We start from the raw sequence: 18914 nt of genomic DNA on the forward strand, positions 1-18914 counted from the left end.
CAAAAAGGTCATCTTCAACTTATAAAAATCCGGATGTTTATATTACATAGTCTATATGATCGCATCTGCAGGCAAACCTTTATCTTTGCTAAAGAATTCGAGCAAAATTCAATTTAAAGAACAGAGAAACGCTCAGACACTCGCTTCTCTACGCAAGCGATCGAACAAAGGTCACAAAAGCACATCAATTACAACCGATCAAAAGCAGAAATCGGCTTTTTATCTATGTAACTCTTCAACTTTAGTAGCGCAACCTGCTCTTTAGACAAGCAATATTCATTAGGCGATTCCAAATAACATCTGGAATTCCCTTTGAGTTAGTCATATTTAGAAAACCAATTTTGCACATACTGGGTTTTGACTTACATTCCCTTATGTGCGAACTTGAAACGTTGGTTTTTAATAATTAGCTCGGAAGGCAAAAATGTGTTTTGAATATGAAGTGTGCTTCCTCGGTGCAGACTATGCTTAAAGTGGATATCTACTACATCAGATACCTGCACCTTTTAGCGACAGCCCTACAGCAGTTGACTGTCAATGCTCTATGTAAGGGAGTATGGATCTGAACACACCCTCCTCCACCGCCTCTATTTCTTAACGGGTGTAGCACAGCTTTTTGTAGGTCATCTGGCCACTCGGCAGCACTTGCACCTGAAGCCTATGAAAGCAATTTATGAACAACTTCTTTGCTATCAACAACGGCCCAACTACCCTGAACTCTTCGGTAGTCTATGAAATAGCACATCTGAATACACTCCAATATCTCCATCAAGGGGGGTGCATTACTGACCGCTACATCTACCTATGCACGTTAATGCAACTCAGTAATGCTAGGCGCGTGACAGTCGACTCCATTGGCTGTGAAAAACCTTGCAAGCAATGCGAATACCCTTTTCACTAGATGTAAGAAATTTTTGATGTCACTGGAACCTACCGAACCAGCATACCGTTGAAAATGGAATCGCCATCGAGCTATATATAGCCATTACCGTGATGAATATAGAGGTTTTGCCATGAAACCGATGCCTGGCTTAAATGAAATCCTTCTATATCTTGACTATGATGGGTGCCTGCACAACAGGTACTGCTTATACGGTTTTTATGATGGAACCACCTTCAGAGAACCTGAGGGCTACGAACTATTTCAATACATTGATCTGTTAGAAGAGCTTCTTCTTCCTTACCCTCAAGTAAAAATCATATTGTGTACAAAGTGGCTACTTTTCTTCAAAAAGGCGGATACTATAAAGGCACTCAGTCCAAATTTGCGGCATAGAGTTATAGGCACAATCCTCCATAGAGGAACCAACTCAAAGAAAATTTGTGGCAAGACTATTGGGCAACTAGCCGAGCAAGATATCAAGAAACGAAAACCAAAAGATTGGTTTGCAATTTGCGACAGCATAGAAGGTTGGTCAACGACTTTTGCCCGAAAAGTGATTTTTACTCACTACGAGTTAGGCATAAGCGAACCTAAAGCCAAGCGACTCATTCGAGAACGATTGGAGCTCCTTTGTAAAGTGGAACAGTCGCCCGCTGCGACTCCCTCCCAAAATTCGGACGTGAACCAAACTTCTGTCGCCAGAAGCCAGTTGCGTCATTACCGCGATAGTTTAGTAGTAGTGGATTTGCTTAGAAAATTCGTTGCTGCCAAAGACAAAGAGAAGGACGAATCTGAACCAAACAACCACCTTTTGAGAGCTGTAGAGATTATTAAGCGTGGAGATCTGCAACCAGAGGAAATCTTATGGTGTGTTGATCAGCTTTCTAAGAAAAACCGATTGGGTCGCAGTGTCAGATAACCAAACCCATCTTCTCAATAAAATATAAAACTGCTGGCTATACAGGTCTCCAACACAAAAAGAGGCCATATGACATCAGGAACCAGAGACTTTTCAAAGTCCGAGCAAGCGTCGGAAATCATCAAAGAGTTGTACCTAGCGTTGTTCACACAGAACGCATTGAGGAACGCCTCCAGTGGTTTAGCCGGCATCTATATGGATGCCGACATAAGTGGTGAAAATATCCAATGGGAGGACACAGCAGCGTGTTCCCTTCTTCAGTTACTAACCAAGATATCGAAAATAAGGTCCGAACAACGCGTTTGTGACGCGAGAACATTGGATGCACACAGCGCTTTTTTTCAATCGAAGGTCATTGAATTCATCGAACTCAGCCAGGGACCTGGAGCGTTGAAGCTAAAGTGGCTACCTGAAATCTTAGCGAAATGCCAAGAGTTTGCAACGAAAGGCTGCCAGCCATTTATTGGTTGTAATGACTTCAGGACATATATTTTGTATGGTTTAGACGAACTCGTCGCAGAAACTTGTGCAAATATGGAGACAGGCAAATTGCTATCTCTTAAGGTTCATTTAGCAATTACACGAGCCTTCACATCAAAGGCAATCGAGTTGTTTACTGTTCAAATACAGCGAATACATTTAGGACCGAAAGCGGCTGGATTCTCATACTTTCAGAGTCATCAGGAGTTCGTTCCCCTTCTCTATGTTGCTAGCACAGTCTATGAGCTAGTTGCGGACGATGACATCGTATCTCTTGAAAATCTATATAGCTACCTTGCTCAGATTCGCTGGCAATTCTCTGTGACCGATGCATTGGGCCCTGAAGCGGAGAAGAAATGCAATCAGTTACTTGAGCTGTGTCTGATAGATTCCTATGAAGCTGGAAAACTAGTCATAGTCAAAAGTTTAGCATCCTTAAATTTCGCAAATTAGGTAACTGGACTGATAAAGTCAAACTTGAATTAGACTTCAACTAGCCTATTCAGGGCCGATCGAGAGGGATCGGCCCTTCACTTAAGATTCTTGGTCTTACAGGATCCTGAACTTAAATTAAATTGCAATCAAAGCAATTTGCAGCTCTTTCCTTAGAACTGCTGACGCACGCAATCCATCAGCCGAGACTAAGTTAAGTGTCCGGCCATCACACCTCGTCGCAAAATTTCACACTTAAATCAATTTCACCGGTTTGGAGTGGCATTTAAAGTCAATTTCAGTGCAAAAGCATTGACAAACTTACGCCGTAAGTTTTAAAGTGCGTACTAGGTTAGCATTGCGAAGTTGACGTCAACCCTAGTGACCAGATGGCCTATGCCCACGCGAATGTAGGCGCCGAACGCAAGCTCAGCAATGTTATCGGGTCGGATATTCATGAAGAACAGTGATCCCCATGTCCTTTAAGACCACCGCACTAGTAACTGCAGCAATCTGCTTTTGTCTGACGGGTATTTGGGCCTTTGGCTCCGCGATCATCTTGACCCTATGGGGAGTTGACTATTCCGCATCCGCAGAGTTTGTGGGACGACGCGGTGCAGCGCTATTTTTAGGCTTGGGTGTGATGCTGCTGCTGGCTCAAGACGCTGAGCCGTCTCAGGCCAGAACTTCGCTCAGCGTCGGGATGATTGTCGCCTGCATTACGCTGGCCTTGCTAGGCTTACTCGAGTTTGCTCTTGGCAACGCCGGCTTAGGGATACTGTCTGCGGCCATCGTCGAGTTGATGATTGCGCTGGCATTCTTGCGCATCGAGCTGATGACGCCATACACAACCAGAGTAACAGACCTAAGTACAAATGGCCTAGGCGAGAGGCGTGCCCCACACACAGCACTGCAGATGGCAGGTGCCTACTTTTGCGATATTCACCAGATTGAAATGCCAAGGTCCCACAAGACCGCCTTGCAGATTTACCTTGACGTCGTTTCGCAGACACCTTTATGGATCAATGTCCTAATGGACATTAGAAATTTTGTAGGCAAAACAGTCCTTGGCCTCAAAGACTTGGGTCGTTTGGAGAGCGTGGGGGAAGTCATTGCTTCAAACCAGATGCCTGAAGGCGCGCGGATTGGTATTTTTACCTTGTGCCACCTGTCAGACAAAGAAGTGATATTAGGGGATTCCGACAAGCACTTGACCGTTGCGCTGTCGACCATCAAAGAGACTCGAGAGCTTCAAGATGTCATTACCGTCACCACAGTAGTTCGTGTGCACAACACTTTAGGACGTATCTACATGTTGTTCGTAGTTCCAGTGCACAGAATTATCGTGCCCACGCTACTAAAGCGGGGCGTCGCAAATGCGAATAATTTCTCTTACTAGCATAAATCAGGTCAAAAATAATTGCCTCCCACTACATGCTTTCTGTGTACCAGATTCCGTCCAATGCTTGGTTTTCTGTAATTTGCAAAATTCAATTTTTTGAGCTCTATTGATGAATATATTTTCAAAGAAGAAAGCATTTGCTACCATCTGCGGACTATTGTCAATCGAAGTGGCATTAGCTGCCGATCTCAACGTTTGCATGATTGAGCTCAAGCCCTGGGCTTTTATGGCCGGCGACCCTCAGAACTCCCGAATAGTGGGTGTTATGGCAGATATTCTTATTGAATTTAAGAAGCGAACTGGGCTCGAGTTTAAGTCAAGACTACTTCCATATGCACGGCTGGAGTTGGAGTTGGAACGAGGCAGTTGCGATATTGCATTGATGGCCTGGTCCGATCGACGTTCAAACTACGCTTTTAAAGGCACAGCATTCATGCCTCTGGAATTTGGAGTCATTGCCAAAAAAGGAGTCCGACTTCGAAAGTATGAGGACTTATCATCTCTCAACATCAGTGTCACGCAAGGATTAAGCATCTGTCCAGAATTTGATAATGATACTAGTTTGAAAAAGCAGCTCGATAAAGATAACCTTACAGGAGTTCGAAAGGTAGAGTATCAGAGAGCAGATGCGGTTGCAGGTTCACTGCTTACTCTACGATATCTTATTCAGCAAGAAGGTCTCGACTACAAATTTGGAGAAAGCTTAATGCTGAAACGGAATGAGTTTTCCACAGCCTACTCGAAGAAGTCTCTTAATATTGATGATTACAAGCAGATAGATCTTTATTTTGCTTCCATGCAAGCCGATGGAACCATAAAAAGAATTTTGAATAGTTGGTACGGCATCAAGTAACTCAGAGCACTCTTGCGGCGCTCATTATTGATACTCAATAGCAAATAGGAAATGCGACCGAATTAACTAGTCGCATCGCATTAAACCGTCTGAATATTGCACGATTATAAGGTTCGTGTTATTCTTTGCATTTTGAATAATCTAACGTACCCACTGGTGGCTTTGCGTGTGTATGGTCACACTCACTTCTTTGGAAATTCGCAGGCTCTACACGATCCTCCTGGGTTTGCTTTTGCAATGGAACTTCGAAGGTTATCCCATTGCAGTGAGCTTCTACGCCAAATCATCCGTGAGTAGATAGTCAAATGTCTGTGTGAATTTTAAGGCTTTACCTACTTAAAAGCTTGCTATCGAAAGCCATCCACACTGAATATTAATTTTAGCTTTTGAGTCACTTATCGCAATACCATACCAAGGAAAGTAAGAGCTTGTAGTCTTTGATGGAATGTCAGAGCTCAATGAGGTGCTGCTAATGGCAGGACGATGTAGAACGTAGTCCCAACTCCTACCGTAGATTTCACCGTAATTGTACCGTCCAGTACCTTCTCTACTAAATTGGCAACTATGGACATTCCAAGCCCATTTCCACCTCTTCCAACCTTAGTACTAAAGAAGGGTTTCATTAACTGCGCCATGTGATCCGACGCGATGCCGACTCCGTTGTCGGTGAACGTCAAATGTACCGAGTCTCCTTGCAAGTGGGCATCAATACTGAAAACTCCATTTGCACGGCCCTCAAAAGCATGTAAGTAGGCATTGTTGATCAAGTTGATAACAATCTGGCCAATGGCTCCGGGAAAGCTATCCATGACAATGTCTGGTTCTATGTTCTGCACTAAACTATGCGGCTTTCCCCGTAGCCTATGTTTCATCGTGTCTACAATTTCGCCCACTACAGTAGCCAGATCAAAAGTTCGTCTGCATTCGCTGGCTTGATCGGTGGCCATCTGTTGAAAATTGGCTAAAAGATCGCCCGCCCGCCTTAGGTTCCGTTGTATTAATGTGGCTGCTTCAGCAACAGAGTCAACATATCGGCGCAACCCGGAACGGGTCAGTTGGCCATTTTCCATTTCCTGATTGAATTTCCGAGTTAGTTCCACCAACACATCGGCGGTCAACACGCCATTGCCGAACGGGGTTACTAGCTCATGCGACACACTGGCTACGAGAGTGCTAATAGTAGCTTTGGCTTCGCTACGCGTCAGGTCCTCTTGTTGTATTTTCAACTTGGACACCATCTCCTCTAGCTCTACGTTGAGAACGTTAAGCTGCGCGTTATGCAAACCTACCGCTCGTTCACTTTGGTAGGCATTACATGCAGACTTGATTGTTAACAAGAGGTCATCGCTATCGAATGGCTTTTCCAGAAAGCGGTACAAATTAGCTTCGTTGATGGCCTTTTTGACGCCCTCTAAGTCACTCTGGCCCGTGAGCATAATACTCAACGCATTTGGGTGGATTTGGTGCAATCTAATCAATAGTTCATCACCACGCATCATCGGCATAATGAAGTCAGCAATGACCACAACAAGCTCTTGCCTACGCTCCTCTAGCTCAAGTGCAATTTCTAGTGCCTCAGCCCCACTCTCTGCAATTTCAATATCAAAGTCTCCGACGCTGCCCCCCAACAACGAACGAAGTGAACGAACTACGGTAGCGTCGTCATCGACACACAAAATGACTCCCTGACTCATGTGATGGCCTTTTGGCTGCGCGGCAGATAAACGCTAAACACTGTCCCTCTGCCCACCACACTGTTGAACTCAATCTGTCCAGAGTGCTTTTCAATAATTTTCTTGACAATATCTAGACCAAGTCCACTACCCTCTCCTGCCGGCTTAGTCGTAAAGAAAGCTTCGTAAACTCGGCCACGAATAGCCTCAGGGATTCCGCACCCAGTGTCGGATATAGATACGAGTACGTTATCTCCGCTGGCTTTGATCTCAATGGTTAGCGTACCGCGATTATTCATAGCTTGCAGTGCGTTGTGCAACAAATTGGTCCAGACCTGGTTCAACTCATCTGGTAGGCACGGTAATGCAGGAACTTCTTCATATTTGCGGATCAAATCAATCCCTTGCCGAATATGGCTCTGGTAGATCGTCAAGACCGTTTCAATGCCATCTATAACGTTAGCTTCTATAAATTCACCGCTATTGCTGCGACGTGAGATGGACTTAAGGGCATAGATAATCTTCGCTACACGTTCCACTGCCAAGTTTATGTTAGCGGTATTGCTCAGGATAGAAGCCAAATGGCTCGCAGTATCAAAAATGAGCTCACTCTGCGGGTGCTGCAATAGAGGTAGGAAGTGCTGCACGGACTCGTGAGCTTGCAGTTCAACCATAATTGCAGCTTTATGCCGAGACTGTCCAATACCGGCTTCGTCTAGCTGCTTGGACACGTAGCGCCTCAGTGCCCGCTCTTCACGTGTACTTTGCATCGCAGCGCCTGTTTTGGAATGGCTTATTAGCGTCATAAATAGAGCTCTGTCAGACAGCTGCAGAAGATCGAGCACGTGCGGTAACCATTTCAGTGAGTGCTCCAGCGCAACTGCTATGTTTTTGCCACTAGATTTGACCACCCCAATCGGGGTATTTATCTCGTGCGCGACACTTGCGACAAGTTGTCCGAGAGATGCCATTTTTTCAGTTTGAATGAGCTGTGCCTGCGCAGCGCGCAAGTCCACCAAAGTGGACTCTAGAGCCAAGTAACTTTGGGACAGTTCAGCCGTACGCTCTTCGACACGCCGAGCCAAATCATGTTCAGTCTGCAAGCGATCAGCAAGCTCTTGGCGCTGACGCAGAACCAGTGCGACTACAGCAGCCAGCACAGCGATAATTTGAATCAGTGTCATTCCCACTATCAACTTTGCTTGATCGATTAGGGTGTTGTCCTGTTCCTCAACCATTTTGGCAACTTGATAATCTGCAACCTGACTTAAATTGCGAACATCGGCAGACAGTCTCTCAAACTGGTCCAATAAATTATCTAAATCATCGTTATTTGGTGGTGATTTAGTAAGTGCCTCATCTATATGACTCGTCAACTGTTCGATGCTTGGCATTGTCGCCGTGAATTCTTTAAGCCCTTTAAGCATGTCGAGGTTAGGGCTCTCATGTATCAGGGTCAGACGACTCAAGAATATGTCGTAGCGCAAGCGCAAGGTTTCAATGTCATAGTTGGCCCCCACTGCCGAGCCTCGAACTAGCTCAGTATGTAGCTTGTTAAATTCCCGTTCAAATTGAAACATCAATTGAGTGACGGAGTCAAAATAAAGACCCCTTCGCTGCTCAATAGACCGCATCTGCGCCCATTCGAACGCGAGCAAAGCGACCAAGGCCACGGCGACAACTCCAGCACCCAGCGAAAGCCAAAGCCGGAACCTGAAACCATTTGAAATACGTTGCATCAAGCGTCAGATGGCATGGCACTATTTAACGATAAGGGACTTTAGCTGCCAGACCGAACGCTCGTAATAAATTACAGAGCGCAATTCCACCTTACTGTCATAAGGGTAGACGATGAAAAGAGGTCCCTTAGTCTTGACCGAGATGATCTCGCCGTTCATGTGGTGCGCGATGATGACATCGAACTTGCGGGCATCTCCCATTGGGATACTCGTCTGAAAGTCATTTAAAGCAGAAGCGTTCAAAACAGTACCGCTGGCTCTTGCCGCGGCGAGAACGTCACGTAAAAGTGGCCCTGTGAATTTAATTGGTTGCTTACTCCAGGGAGTCATTGTCGTAAAGGTCTGTTGAGGTAACCTTTCCAACATAGCCAAATCAAACTCTGCCCCTTTGTCACTGTTCTTCGCTTCGACCTTACCGGATATTGTTAAGATGACTTTGCCTGTAACTGACTCCAACGCTATTGCATTAAGTGGTACAGAGAGAATAAGCATCGAAGCCAAAGCAAGACACGTTGTCGAGAAAACTGTTTTCATAGTAGCTCCATGAATTTCACAAAGGCGATTGAACTCACCATGCTGATCTATTGATCAATAAGCAAACAAATTTATCGAGAGAACGTCGGACCTCGTACTTGGTCCAGATCAGCCGAAAAACGAGAGAAAGAGGACAAGATGAAGCACCGAACTTAGGTCAATTTCAAACAATGTAGACGATTTTACTTACACTGTAAGTTAGTTGGGAAAAATTTTCACCGACTCATGCGCACCGCGCTATGTAAGTGGCGACAACGGCCCCAGGTTTGACTGCCTAGCACTGCCGTGATAGACCAAGGATGAAGAACTGGAATCAGTACTAAGCCAACCAGTCAAGCTTCGAAAGAACGGAACTAAAGGGATATTCAACGTCAAGTTCAGGGATGAAAGTCTGGCCATGAAGTGGAGCGACAAACGCCTGGAAGGCAAAGGCTATCACTCTGAAGTGGAGACATCATTCCAAGGAAATTCGCACACATTAGAGCTTGAACGACCGGACAACGGCTCAGCTCATCGCGGACTTGAAGAACGAATGCCAAACGAGACAAGACAATCAAACTGCGATCGGTCCAAACAAACCCGTCAGGTCAATGCGAATACATTCGCATACATACAGCAATTTAGTTCAACTGAAAGTTGGTGCATCAATTGAGCGCTCTAGAGCAATAAAGGTACCGAATGCAAATTTGCCACCCGAAATCTTAATAAAGCGCCCAGAGTTGGCAAAGCATATGTATCAGCCCCTGATTACAGAAAAAATTTGACATGACCTCTATGCACGGTTTGTGTAGATTGGAGGAAATGGTCGTAGACACCTATCGCACTATGGCAACTCGCGAGTTACCTTCTCTAATTACTTACTTTAAAATAGTGCAAGCGTTCGTAATTAATGCCATTAAACTACTCACAAGACAGTAAGCTATTAACTGGAAAGCTTAAGATTTACAAAAGCATTGCTGAAATTGCTCGAGACTTCATTCATTTGGATTATCCTATCTAAGGATGATATGACCGCAACGGTCTCTCATTTACAGATTACTGAATTCAGAAAAAAATCCGGTACGCTTCAAAAGTACGCATTCCACCTGATAAAAAAATAGCGGCAATACTTGCATTTCCAAGTCGAACAGTAGCCATGAATAGACCGTCATCACACAAACTTCAAAAAAAGTAATTGGATCTACTTTGCCCACTTCGTTTTAGTCCAAAGCACATCAAAATAACTCCTTGCTGGAACATGCGGCCTCTTTGCTTGGTACCGAGGGTGGCACAAGTGCACCATCGGCTATGAATTGAACCCAACTATGCATGGGAACGGCTACATGCAGGAGGCTCTGCGTTCTTGCCTAGCTTGGGGCTTAGAGAGCATGCAGCTCAATCATATTGAGGCCCAGGTACACCCAAGCAACGCCGCGTCCATCCGCTCGGTCGACCGCCTTGGCTACAAGCGCGAGGGCCTTCTTCGTCAAGCCGGCTTTTGGGATGGGCAATTCCACGACATTTATCAATATGCTCTGCTGCGGCAAGAGTGATTCACAACTGAAGCCGAACCCCTTATTCAACCCGTAAACAATCGAGAACACTATGCCACTTACGAAAAATTAAGCCCCTAGACAACTCCCTAGAGACCAAGTGAAAGCCTCAGCAGCAGTTCACAGTGGGCTCGTAGAGGCCTGCAATGTTCCGCCAAATTCCCTCTTTCAACTGATACCGCTCTTCGATTCCGACGAAATTATTCTCGCCCCTTTTTTCAGTGGCGTTAATCGTTCAAAAGATGTATTCGTGATTGAAGTAGTTATTTTGCTGCGTCGCACCGAAGATCAGAAGCTTGCTCTATTTCGACAAAACGCGCAGCATACTATCCAAGCAGGGTTTCGAGCAGATGGCGTAATGATTGCCTTGGTATGAAAATCACGGATGGATTGGTCGCTTGGCCTCGGATTAGCCTATGCTAACATCATCTTAAAGTTAACGCTCGACGTCACAAACACTGTTTTCAACCGCAGCACATGCTCCTTATCACACCAGAAGACCCAACCACGCCTGATGCAACAGATTTAATCGATGCACTATCTGAAACCCTTGCCTCTATCACTGGTGACTCTGGCAAGTCCTCCTTTGATCCCGACGACGTCCGTGGCCCCATAGCGCGTTTTGTGATTGCGAGAACGGTGGAAGGCCATGCTGTAGGCTGTGGCGCTTTTCGGCCACTTCAACCAGGTGTCGCTGAAGTTAAGCGCATGTATGCGAAGCCCGGAACAAAGGGCGTTGGCCTAGCAGTTCTATCACACCTTGAACGGGAGGCAGCATCACTAGGCTACGAGCAACTTTGGCTGGAGACTCGGCTTATTAATGAGCGGGCGGTAGCGTTCTACGAGAAGCACGGATACAAACGCATCTCCAACTTTGGGAAGTACATTGGAAATTCGGCGGCGGTCTGTTTTGCGAAATCAATTCGATCATGAAACTAAGTGAAACCCAAAGCGATAACGATTTGTCAATCACTTGATTGAACAAAAACGGAGTACCTCACCACCTTGAACATCGGGGCATATCTTTGTGTTGGTGATAGTTTGAACGGTTGAAGGTTGAAGGTTGAGCTTGGTCTTCTTTTGGTCTAAACGAAAACTGACTGGCAGCATGGTGGAAATCATGAACCGGAGATCTCAGTGAAGCCTGTCTCACAGTGACTCCCCGCCGTTTGATGCGATCTTTTAATATGCCAAAGTTAACGACCACCGATATCTGCGTACAGCTAGAAAAACCAAATCAGCCGGAAGTAATTGCGCTCATTGCGGAACTAGACGCTTACCAAGACACGCTATATCCAGCCGAAGCGCGATACGCACTGGACCTAACAACCTTAGAACAAGAGAACGTCCTGTTTGTGGTTGCTAGAGACAAAGACGGAACGGCAATTGGTTGTGGTGCGGTCGTTCTTGGCTGCAACGAGGCAGGCGAACTCAAGCGAATGTTTGTACGCCCTGCCAATCGCGTGCGTGGTGTTGCTTCACGTCTGCTGGCTAAACTTGAATGCGAATCAATGAAGCGCGGTTGCTGCCTAATACAACTTGAAACTGGCCCATATCAAGCCGAAGCGCTGGCTTTCTACACAAAGCATGACTTTCAAATTTGCGGTGCATTCGGTAACTACCTGGCTCACCCGTTAAGCGTGTTCATGCAAAAAGGACTCAGCAATACCATTCCTGAAACTCTATAAAATTATCAAAACGCTAGTGTTTCAGTATTTCTACTGTCAAACGCAGTCTCGATTTGATACAGCTGTCGAACGCAAACGCGGCGTGGATTTGATACACCGTTATTTGGGGTGATTGTCTGTTTTGTCTTTGCTTGTCTTTCAAGCAGTCAGTGGCGAGCCACTGAGTGCTTGGCGCCCTTAGGCTGCTTGCTCCTCCTGTGTATCGAGGTGACTGCGTTTTCGTTTGAGTAGGGCATTGCTGCTCGCGGCAATCACACCGGCACGCCGCTTATCTTTCAGGCGATAGGAGTCTCCTGAGATCGGGACTACATGGGCGTGGTGCAGTAGCCGGTCAAGTAGCCCCGCTGTCAGGTTTGCATCGTCTGCAAACGTCTGTTCCCATTGCCCAAACGGCAGATTGGAGGTCAGGATGAGACTTCCCACTTCATAGCGTTTGGCAATGACTTGGAACAGAAGATTGGCCTGCTCCCGATTCATGGGTAGATACCCGACTTCGTCAATGATCAACAGCCGGTAGGGTCGCACGATGCGTTTGATCGCCTCTTCCAGGGTGTTCTGCCGTAGTGCCGTGCTCAGTGTCATCAGCAGATCTGCCGCCGTGATGAAACGCGTCTTGATTCCAGCCTGGGTTGCCCTGTAGCCCAAGGCGATGGCAAGGTGGGTTTTGCCTACCCCACTAGCACCCAACAAGACTACGTTCTCGCTGCGCTCCACGAAGGCCAGACTGCCAAGCTCCTGCACCAGAGGTTTGGGCACACCGCTGGCAAACTGGAAGTCAAACTCATCGAGCGTCTTGATGGCCGGGAAGCCCGCTATGCGCGTGAACATGGCGCGTGTTCTCTCCACCCTGGCCAGAGCCTCGCCACGCAAGGCCTGTTCTAGGAACTCCAGGTATCCCAGCTCTTTCTTGGCCGCCATTTGTCCAAGGTTGGCAAGCTGATCGGGTAAGTTGAGCAGGCGCAGTTGATCACACAGTTCACGTAGTCTTTCCATTTGCAGGCTCATAGTCATCCTCCTGCAGCGGCTTGGTTGTGTACCAGTGTGTCATACATCGCCAGGGGATGCTGAAGTCCTCGCCATGCCGCAGCTGGAATTGGCCGCACCGCTGCGCCGCCACCGGTGACCTTTTGGATTTGACGCACTGTTCGCCCACTGTAGGCGCTGGGGATGGCCAGCAGATGTGTGCGCTCCTGTTGCAAAGCCAGTGCCGGCACACACCCAGTCGTTCCGTGGATCCGCACATTGGCAACCTCGCGCAGCCAGGTGCGCATTTCCCGATTGGCTGTGTCTGCATCCACCACCAAACCTTGCTGCCTTATACTCGCCACCGATGGCACCAAGAAGCTGCGCCGGATGTAGCCATTCATGCGTTCGACTTTGCCCTTGGTCTTGGCCCGATAGGGCTTGCACACCCGCGGCACAAAGCCATGGTGGTGCGCAAAGTCAGCAAAGGCACCCTGGAACTGGTGCAGGTTCTTGCCGTAGGCGTCACGCTTGAGGATGACGGTCTTCATGTTGTCATAGAGCACTTCACGGGTGACGCCACCAAAGCTCTCGAACGCCCTGACATGGCACGCCAGTAGTGTCTCCAGCTTCATGTCCGTCACGAACTCCGCAAAGCTGGCCCGGCTGTGCCCCAGCGTGGCGACAAACGCCGCCAACATGCCGTCTCTATGCCCAGCCTTGCAGAACTCGATCCAGTCCATCTACATTTGCTCACCGGGCTGGGTCTCGAACCGCACAACCGGATCCGGTCGCATCTGTGGACGCAACTCCTTGAGGTATTCCTGCAGGATGCGCACGGAGCCTGTGTACCCCTGTGCGGCAATCTCACGTACAGTACCGTTGCCGGAATCCAATCAGGCTTGGCCGCCTGGATACGTCCGGCCAGGTAGTCCTTGAATGGATCGAGCTTGCTTTTACGTGCCGACAGCTTCTTCATGGCCGGCGGACCGCCCTCCAAATACTTACGCACCGTGTTGACTGCCATTCCAGTTTGCGCCGATATCTCGCGCAAGCTCAGCCTGTGCTTCCTTAAAACCTTAAGTTCCATGTACTCCTCGTTCGTAATCATTGCCAGTCCCATCCATGGTTCGGATGGCTTGGCACGTTAGTCGAGGTGTATCAATTCCTCACCGCGTTTGCGTGTCATTTTCATACTGCGCGTGACAAAGCACAAACGCACTCGCACTTTGACCATAACTGGGACCGGCTGGTTGAAGCAGGCTACTTTAATTCTTGAGTAGAGTTATTCCGTTTACAGCCAGATCCATTGACAAACAAAAATACTTGATTCCAAGTCATGCCGACTCACCGTCAAAAGATTGATACCTAGAGTCTTCTATGTTTAATAGTGCGCCCTCAGCTTACTCACGATCAGTTCGATGAAAGTGATTTACTTGATTTTGATTTTTCAACTCACTACTAACGCCTAGCTAAATCAGTCCATTTCATCTTGAGCTTCACCGTCTGCCCCGTCAACAGTTGCTAGATTAATTTTGGCCAAACTAGCCCGAGCCTCCTCAACATAAAAGAACATCTGCGGGCTGAGTTGTTCGAATGAAGCTTTGCTCAACACTCTATCTGTGTCCTTAACTGCGTGTATCTTGTCTGCATCAAAGAATTCTGGGATTTCCTCGTGCGCCAAAATGACTTGAGCACCAGCAGGAGCATTAGTAGCAATTGCTGTAAGTAGTGCCTGCAATCTCTTTTTATCTTGAGCCCCTTGATTCGGCGAATCAATAACAAGCGGCGTTGGCAAATCACCGGTTCCGGCTACTGTTCGCCAAAACGCTGCGTAATAGGCCACTATCGACCTAGCATGTCGACTTCCAGAGTCAGATGGTCGTTTGGCGAGGGTCCAGCTTTCGATTCCTTCCGGCTCATCGAAACCAAGCTCTACAAGTGCATGTCGAAAATTTTCTCTAAATGCCTTTACTGGAGCTTCTGAATCATGACTTTGCTTGAGCTCCTTGAGTTCAGCTTTCAGATTAAGCAGGCGCCCTCGCTCGGCAAGCAATTCACTCGAAACGCCCTGCTCTTCTTTAGCTAACTGCGTATCAGCAGCAAAGGCACTGCGGCTTTGTATGAAATCATCGAAAGTAAACTTACCCCTCTTAGTCGCCAAAAGTGCCTGAATCTCTACAAACTCTTGTTTGAGAGAAATTGCCTTGCGCCTTTTGCGTTCAAGACGCGCCTTGGTAGACGTGAGAAGGTCCTCAAGTCTGGCTTTCAGAGTGTTTAACTCCCTCGCGTCCTCAGCAAGTCCTAGGAACATATGGAACGACTCGTTATGCGCAGCATGGCACGTAGGGCAAACAAACTGCTGACTCTCAACAGAAGTGTCGGCAGCAAACTTAAAGTCTGCCTTATGCTCTTTCAATGCGGCAGAAGATAAACGAATTTGTTGCTCGAGTGAGTTGACCAAGTCTTGGTCTTCAACAATGCCTCGTCGAAGCGAATCCTGATCCTTACTTAGAAAGGACAATTTAGCATTGAGTTGATGCACCTCTTGCTGAAACTCCTGCTGACTTAGTTTCACAGGAATTGTTCGCAAGTTCTTCTTCAGTCGTGCCCTTGTACGCTGCAACGTGTTGATTTCTACTCGTAAGTCTGCTTCTTTGCTCTTAATACCCTGTTCCAATGCCTTCAGGTCAAAATAACGAGGGAGTCTTACTTTCGCAAAATACTCAAGTGTATGGATTGCGAAATTTTGAAATTGCCTAAGGCTTTCAAAAGTTTCCCAAGATGACCCAAATGACCCATCCTGATTGATGAAAAAAGGCAAGAAGTAGTTCGCAGGGGCAGCACGTCGAAACACTCCCTTTTGGTCAACAAGGCGTAGACCGAAACCAGTTGCATCTCCAAATATTTCATTCCAAGTGGAACTAGAGGTTGATGTACCCAACAAAGCATTGCCTTCAAAAAGGGCACGCAAACTACCTCGGCGCACAACTGTGAAATCGCGACCGTTAGCTGCAAAGTCCACTGCTACGATTGCGTTGTAGTCCCAACCTGGTAAATGACCTTTGGGCTCGGCATCAAATGCTCGAAAAACCGACTTGAGGATTGCTGACTTCCCCGCTCCGTTCGGCCCCCACAGGAGATTCTTTCGAGGATGAAACTCCAGCTCCATCGCTGCTTGTTCGGCTTCGGAGCAAATTCTGATTCTCTTGAATTGCAAGTTTGACATTTTTCTTATTTCGCAGAACGCGTAATACTAAGCGCGGGTTTGGTTTAGGTTCCATTCGGTCATCTCATATATAGCAAGCGCTTTTATCTCCATTGGACGAAGTTCCGGGATTTCAGCTGCCAAACATTCACATACCGATTCAAAGGTTTCTTGATCGGAATACCCCATATCCACTGAGATCGAAAGAATCGATGCAAGACTAGACTTGTCAAGTGCCCAGCGACATGCATCACCCGCCAGAATTTTCTCTCGCGCACAGACCGTCAGTGCGATTTGAACCTGTGTCTGCTCGTAAGTGCTCCAGTCATACTTCTGACTTAACTTGTCTAGAAGTTTGATTCGATGTGCTGCCCCGTTCGGTATCGCCTTTAAAGACTCAACAGCCTTGACAAAACTATCACGGGGAAATCCTCTTTTACTGATAAGGTCTGAAAGTCCTACGCATTTCTCAGTTCTCCGCGCCCGAGCTCGAATTCGAGAGAACAGAGTCTCGACAAGAGATGAAGCCTGACTCGCGCTGTCCGGTGCAATTTCAGTCAGATACTCCAGCATCACACCACTTAAATGCCGCTCTAAATCGTCGAGAGCTAATGGCGTATATCGCAACTCCAGCACTTTGAGATCAACATCTGAGGGGTTTATTGATCTTGTATCTGCTATCGCCTTCTTAAGTTCTGCACAATAGGTGGCTTCAAGCTCGTGCAATCCAATACTTTCTTGATTGATAGAGCTTTGACCGGTCGCTAAAGCAACATGAAACTTACTATTTGATAAGAATACTCCCGTGGCTTGTAAAGCTTGGAAAGACAGCACATGATTCATCAACTTCATAACGGGCTTGTCCCCCTTCGGCATCTTTTTCTTCTTCGTCTGTCCAGTAAGCTCACTTTCTGTCCAGTAGCCACCTTCTTTTTTCTTTAACTGATATAGTTTTAAGTGCTCAGGTGCGCTTGATGAGTCGAATTCGGCAACATCTTGCATGTATTCGCATACAAATAAATAATCAGAGCGTTTAGCCTTTTCCAACTCAACAATTCGAAAAATAATCCAATAGGAAGCAAAATCAGACCCCTTACCACTATGCGGACCGGCAAAGTCATGCAAGTTATCATCGGACTCAATTTTTTCTATTTCTGCAATTCGACTGGTAACAGGAATAGTCATAATTGGCCCCCAACACCAAAAGACAAGCCCTGAACCGACTCTGGAAGCGGCCTTGAAATACTCCAAACACGCTGCTGGAGCGTACCTTGCCCCATAAATGCCTCAATGGTTGAGTCCACAAATCGCAACTGAGACCCTATTTGTAAATTGCCTGCAAACAAACTTTCGCAGCGACTCTTCACCAAGCTCAACCCTTCCCCCGGACTGACAAAGACTATCTCTCGCAAGGAGTAGTTTTTCTGAAGCCCTGTCGCGAGAAGGTACTTAAAGTGCATGTCAGTTGGTGGCATGGAAAAACCGACAATGACGACCCTTGTCGCATCAGTCAGGGCCTTAAGTGCATGTCGCCAAATTGATGTGAATGACCCCGCAGAGTCTTTCTTCCAGGTCGGAGGCACCAAATGAGGAGTCAATCCAGCATCGATGACCTGTCTGTAGTCATCAAACACTTGCACAATTGAGCGTGCGCGCTTTGGCAATGCCCAGTTCATTGACCCATGAAGCTTTAATAGGCGAGTCTCCGTTCCATTGTTAGATTTGGAATCGCCATCTAGTCCCAAATCGTAGGCAACCCCCAGCCCGGTTAATGCGTTTTCGATAATTTGGTCATAGTTGAAAGTAATAAAAGTATTTTCAAGTTTGCCTGCCAGGCCTTGCGAGTTTCCAAGCATGCCATTAACGATGTATTCGTATGCTGGTGCCCTCCAATGCCACTCAGGGGGCAAAGTTTGGGACGCACTGCAGCTCCAATTCGCCTTATCGATATAGACATAATCTGGAGCCCGGAACTCTGCAACCCGATCAGGCCCGGATTGCCCGCAAAAGTCCAGCGTCGCCGCTATTGCGACACGGATGTTCTCCTCAATTGGGGTGGGCGATGCCGACGCCAAGCTGAAAAGCTCTTCTATGTTCTCTAGATCAATTTGTACTCGATATGCAGCAGATGAGGCGTTCAGGCGAAATTCGAGTACGTCTTTGATGGCATCACACTCCCGGCGGTGCCCGCGCTGGGCGTGATACTCAAGCGCGTCACGCATCCTGAGCATGAAGTCATTGATTAGGGGCAACCCATTCAGACGAGAAAATCCTGCTCCCAAGATATAGACGTTGTGGTTGTTGTGTAAATCGATTGTCGAACTCAAATGAATTCCTTTTTCGAACATCCCTGACCCCTGACGATTCAATGTTGCACCGCAGCTACGAACCTCTGTGCGAATACACCCGCCCGTACAATCTTAACGTCAGAAGCAGGAAGCACGCTATTGCGCAAGATGCACGCGGATCGAAATGCCATCGGGTCTTTAAGTTCACACTTTTGAAGCTTGGCGTATTCAATGTTTTTAAGAACCTTGTGCAAAGTCGAAAAAAGGCACGGCATCACTTCGACTAATCAAGCAGTGGTACACCACTAACCACAGCTGTT

Annotated in this window: 15 protein-coding genes and 2 pseudogenes; 9 read left to right on the top strand and 8 right to left on the bottom strand. The window is 47.1% G+C overall.

The features are described 5' to 3' along the window. Positions 1 to 1013 precede the first annotated feature (1013 nt). From RAN89_RS13675 to RAN89_RS13690, 4 genes are all read left to right on the top strand, one after another. On the top strand, positions 1014 to 1802 hold the full coding sequence (locus RAN89_RS13675; protein ID WP_313866825.1) for an HAD domain-containing protein: 789 nt from the start codon (positions 1014 to 1016) through the stop codon (positions 1800 to 1802). Between the two features lie 69 nt (positions 1803 to 1871). Continuing rightward, positions 1872 to 2735 carry a hypothetical protein gene (locus RAN89_RS13680; RefSeq protein ID WP_313866826.1) on the top strand — a complete coding sequence of 288 codons (864 nt, stop codon included), beginning with the start codon at positions 1872 to 1874 and terminating at the stop codon, positions 2733 to 2735. A gap of 454 nt (positions 2736 to 3189) precedes the next feature. Then, complete coding sequence (locus tag RAN89_RS13685; protein ID WP_313866827.1) at positions 3190 to 4113, top strand: DUF2867 domain-containing protein; 924 nt, start codon at positions 3190 to 3192, stop codon at positions 4111 to 4113. Between the two features lie 112 nt (positions 4114 to 4225). Then, positions 4226 to 4969 (top strand): substrate-binding periplasmic protein, encoded by a 744-nt coding sequence (locus tag RAN89_RS13690; RefSeq protein ID WP_313866828.1) that lies wholly within the window; start codon positions 4226 to 4228, stop codon positions 4967 to 4969. Between the two features lie 455 nt (positions 4970 to 5424). On the opposite strand, the gene RAN89_RS13695 is transcribed toward RAN89_RS13690, so the two are convergent. Genes RAN89_RS13695 through RAN89_RS13705 form a run of 3 tightly spaced genes read right to left on the bottom strand, consistent with a single transcriptional unit; the run spans position 5425 to position 8915 of the window. Next, positions 5425 to 6663: a sensor histidine kinase gene (locus RAN89_RS13695; RefSeq protein ID WP_313866829.1), complete on the bottom strand. Its 1239-nt coding sequence runs from the start codon at positions 6661 to 6663 to the stop codon at positions 5425 to 5427. Then, a complete protein-coding gene (locus RAN89_RS13700; RefSeq protein WP_313866830.1) occupies positions 6660 to 8381 on the bottom strand; it encodes a sensor histidine kinase in 1722 nt (573 codons plus the stop codon). The genes RAN89_RS13695 and RAN89_RS13700 overlap by 4 nt, the downstream gene beginning before the upstream one ends. 21 nt (positions 8382 to 8402) lie before the next feature. Beyond that, positions 8403 to 8915 carry a putative pterin-binding protein gene (locus RAN89_RS13705; protein ID WP_313866831.1) on the bottom strand — a complete coding sequence of 171 codons (513 nt, stop codon included), beginning with the start codon at positions 8913 to 8915 and terminating at the stop codon, positions 8403 to 8405. Positions 8916 to 9312: 397 nt separating this feature from the next. Here RAN89_RS13705 and RAN89_RS13710 point away from each other — a divergent pair, with 397 nt between their 5' ends. From RAN89_RS13710 to RAN89_RS13730, 5 genes and pseudogenes are all read left to right on the top strand, one after another. Continuing rightward, complete coding sequence (locus RAN89_RS13710; protein WP_313866832.1) at positions 9313 to 9567, top strand: hypothetical protein; 255 nt, start codon at positions 9313 to 9315, stop codon at positions 9565 to 9567. Positions 9568 to 10153: 586 nt separating this feature from the next. Further along, positions 10154 to 10447 (top strand): annotated as a pseudogene (locus tag RAN89_RS13715) (GNAT family N-acetyltransferase); the annotation flags it as partial. A gap of 100 nt (positions 10448 to 10547) precedes the next feature. Continuing rightward, the gene (locus tag RAN89_RS13720; protein WP_313866833.1) at positions 10548 to 10823 is read left to right on the top strand and encodes a tautomerase family protein; all 276 of its coding nucleotides are present in this window, start codon (positions 10548 to 10550) and stop codon (positions 10821 to 10823) included. Between the two features lie 101 nt (positions 10824 to 10924). After that, positions 10925 to 11380 carry a GNAT family N-acetyltransferase gene (locus RAN89_RS13725; RefSeq protein ID WP_313866834.1) on the top strand — a complete coding sequence of 152 codons (456 nt, stop codon included), beginning with the start codon at positions 10925 to 10927 and terminating at the stop codon, positions 11378 to 11380. Positions 11381 to 11619: 239 nt separating this feature from the next. Continuing rightward, a complete protein-coding gene (locus tag RAN89_RS13730; RefSeq protein WP_313866835.1) occupies positions 11620 to 12135 on the top strand; it encodes a GNAT family N-acetyltransferase in 516 nt (171 codons plus the stop codon). Between the two features lie 177 nt (positions 12136 to 12312). On the opposite strand, the gene istB is transcribed toward RAN89_RS13730, so the two are convergent. The 5 genes and pseudogenes from istB to RAN89_RS13760 form a co-directional block, all read right to left on the bottom strand. Beyond that, positions 12313 to 13140: an IS21-like element helper ATPase IstB gene (istB, locus tag RAN89_RS13735; RefSeq protein ID WP_313866836.1), complete on the bottom strand. Its 828-nt coding sequence runs from the start codon at positions 13138 to 13140 to the stop codon at positions 12313 to 12315. Positions 13141 to 13142: 2 nt separating this feature from the next. Further along, a pseudogene (gene istA / locus RAN89_RS13740) lies at positions 13143 to 14209 on the bottom strand (IS21 family transposase). A gap of 366 nt (positions 14210 to 14575) precedes the next feature. Then, the gene (locus tag RAN89_RS13750) at positions 14576 to 16327 is read right to left on the bottom strand and encodes a hypothetical protein (RefSeq protein ID WP_313866837.1); all 1752 of its coding nucleotides are present in this window, start codon (positions 16325 to 16327) and stop codon (positions 14576 to 14578) included. Between the two features lie 27 nt (positions 16328 to 16354). Next, positions 16355 to 17491 (bottom strand): dsDNA nuclease domain-containing protein, encoded by a 1137-nt coding sequence (locus tag RAN89_RS13755; RefSeq protein WP_313866838.1) that lies wholly within the window; start codon positions 17489 to 17491, stop codon positions 16355 to 16357. Beyond that, a complete protein-coding gene (locus RAN89_RS13760; protein ID WP_313866839.1) occupies positions 17488 to 18654 on the bottom strand; it encodes an SIR2 family protein in 1167 nt (388 codons plus the stop codon). The genes RAN89_RS13755 and RAN89_RS13760 overlap by 4 nt, the downstream gene beginning before the upstream one ends. Positions 18655 to 18914 lie beyond the last annotated feature (260 nt).

Source organism: Rhodoferax mekongensis (assembly GCF_032191775.1).
GTDB lineage: Bacteria > Pseudomonadota > Gammaproteobacteria > Burkholderiales > Burkholderiaceae_C > Allorhodoferax > Allorhodoferax mekongensis.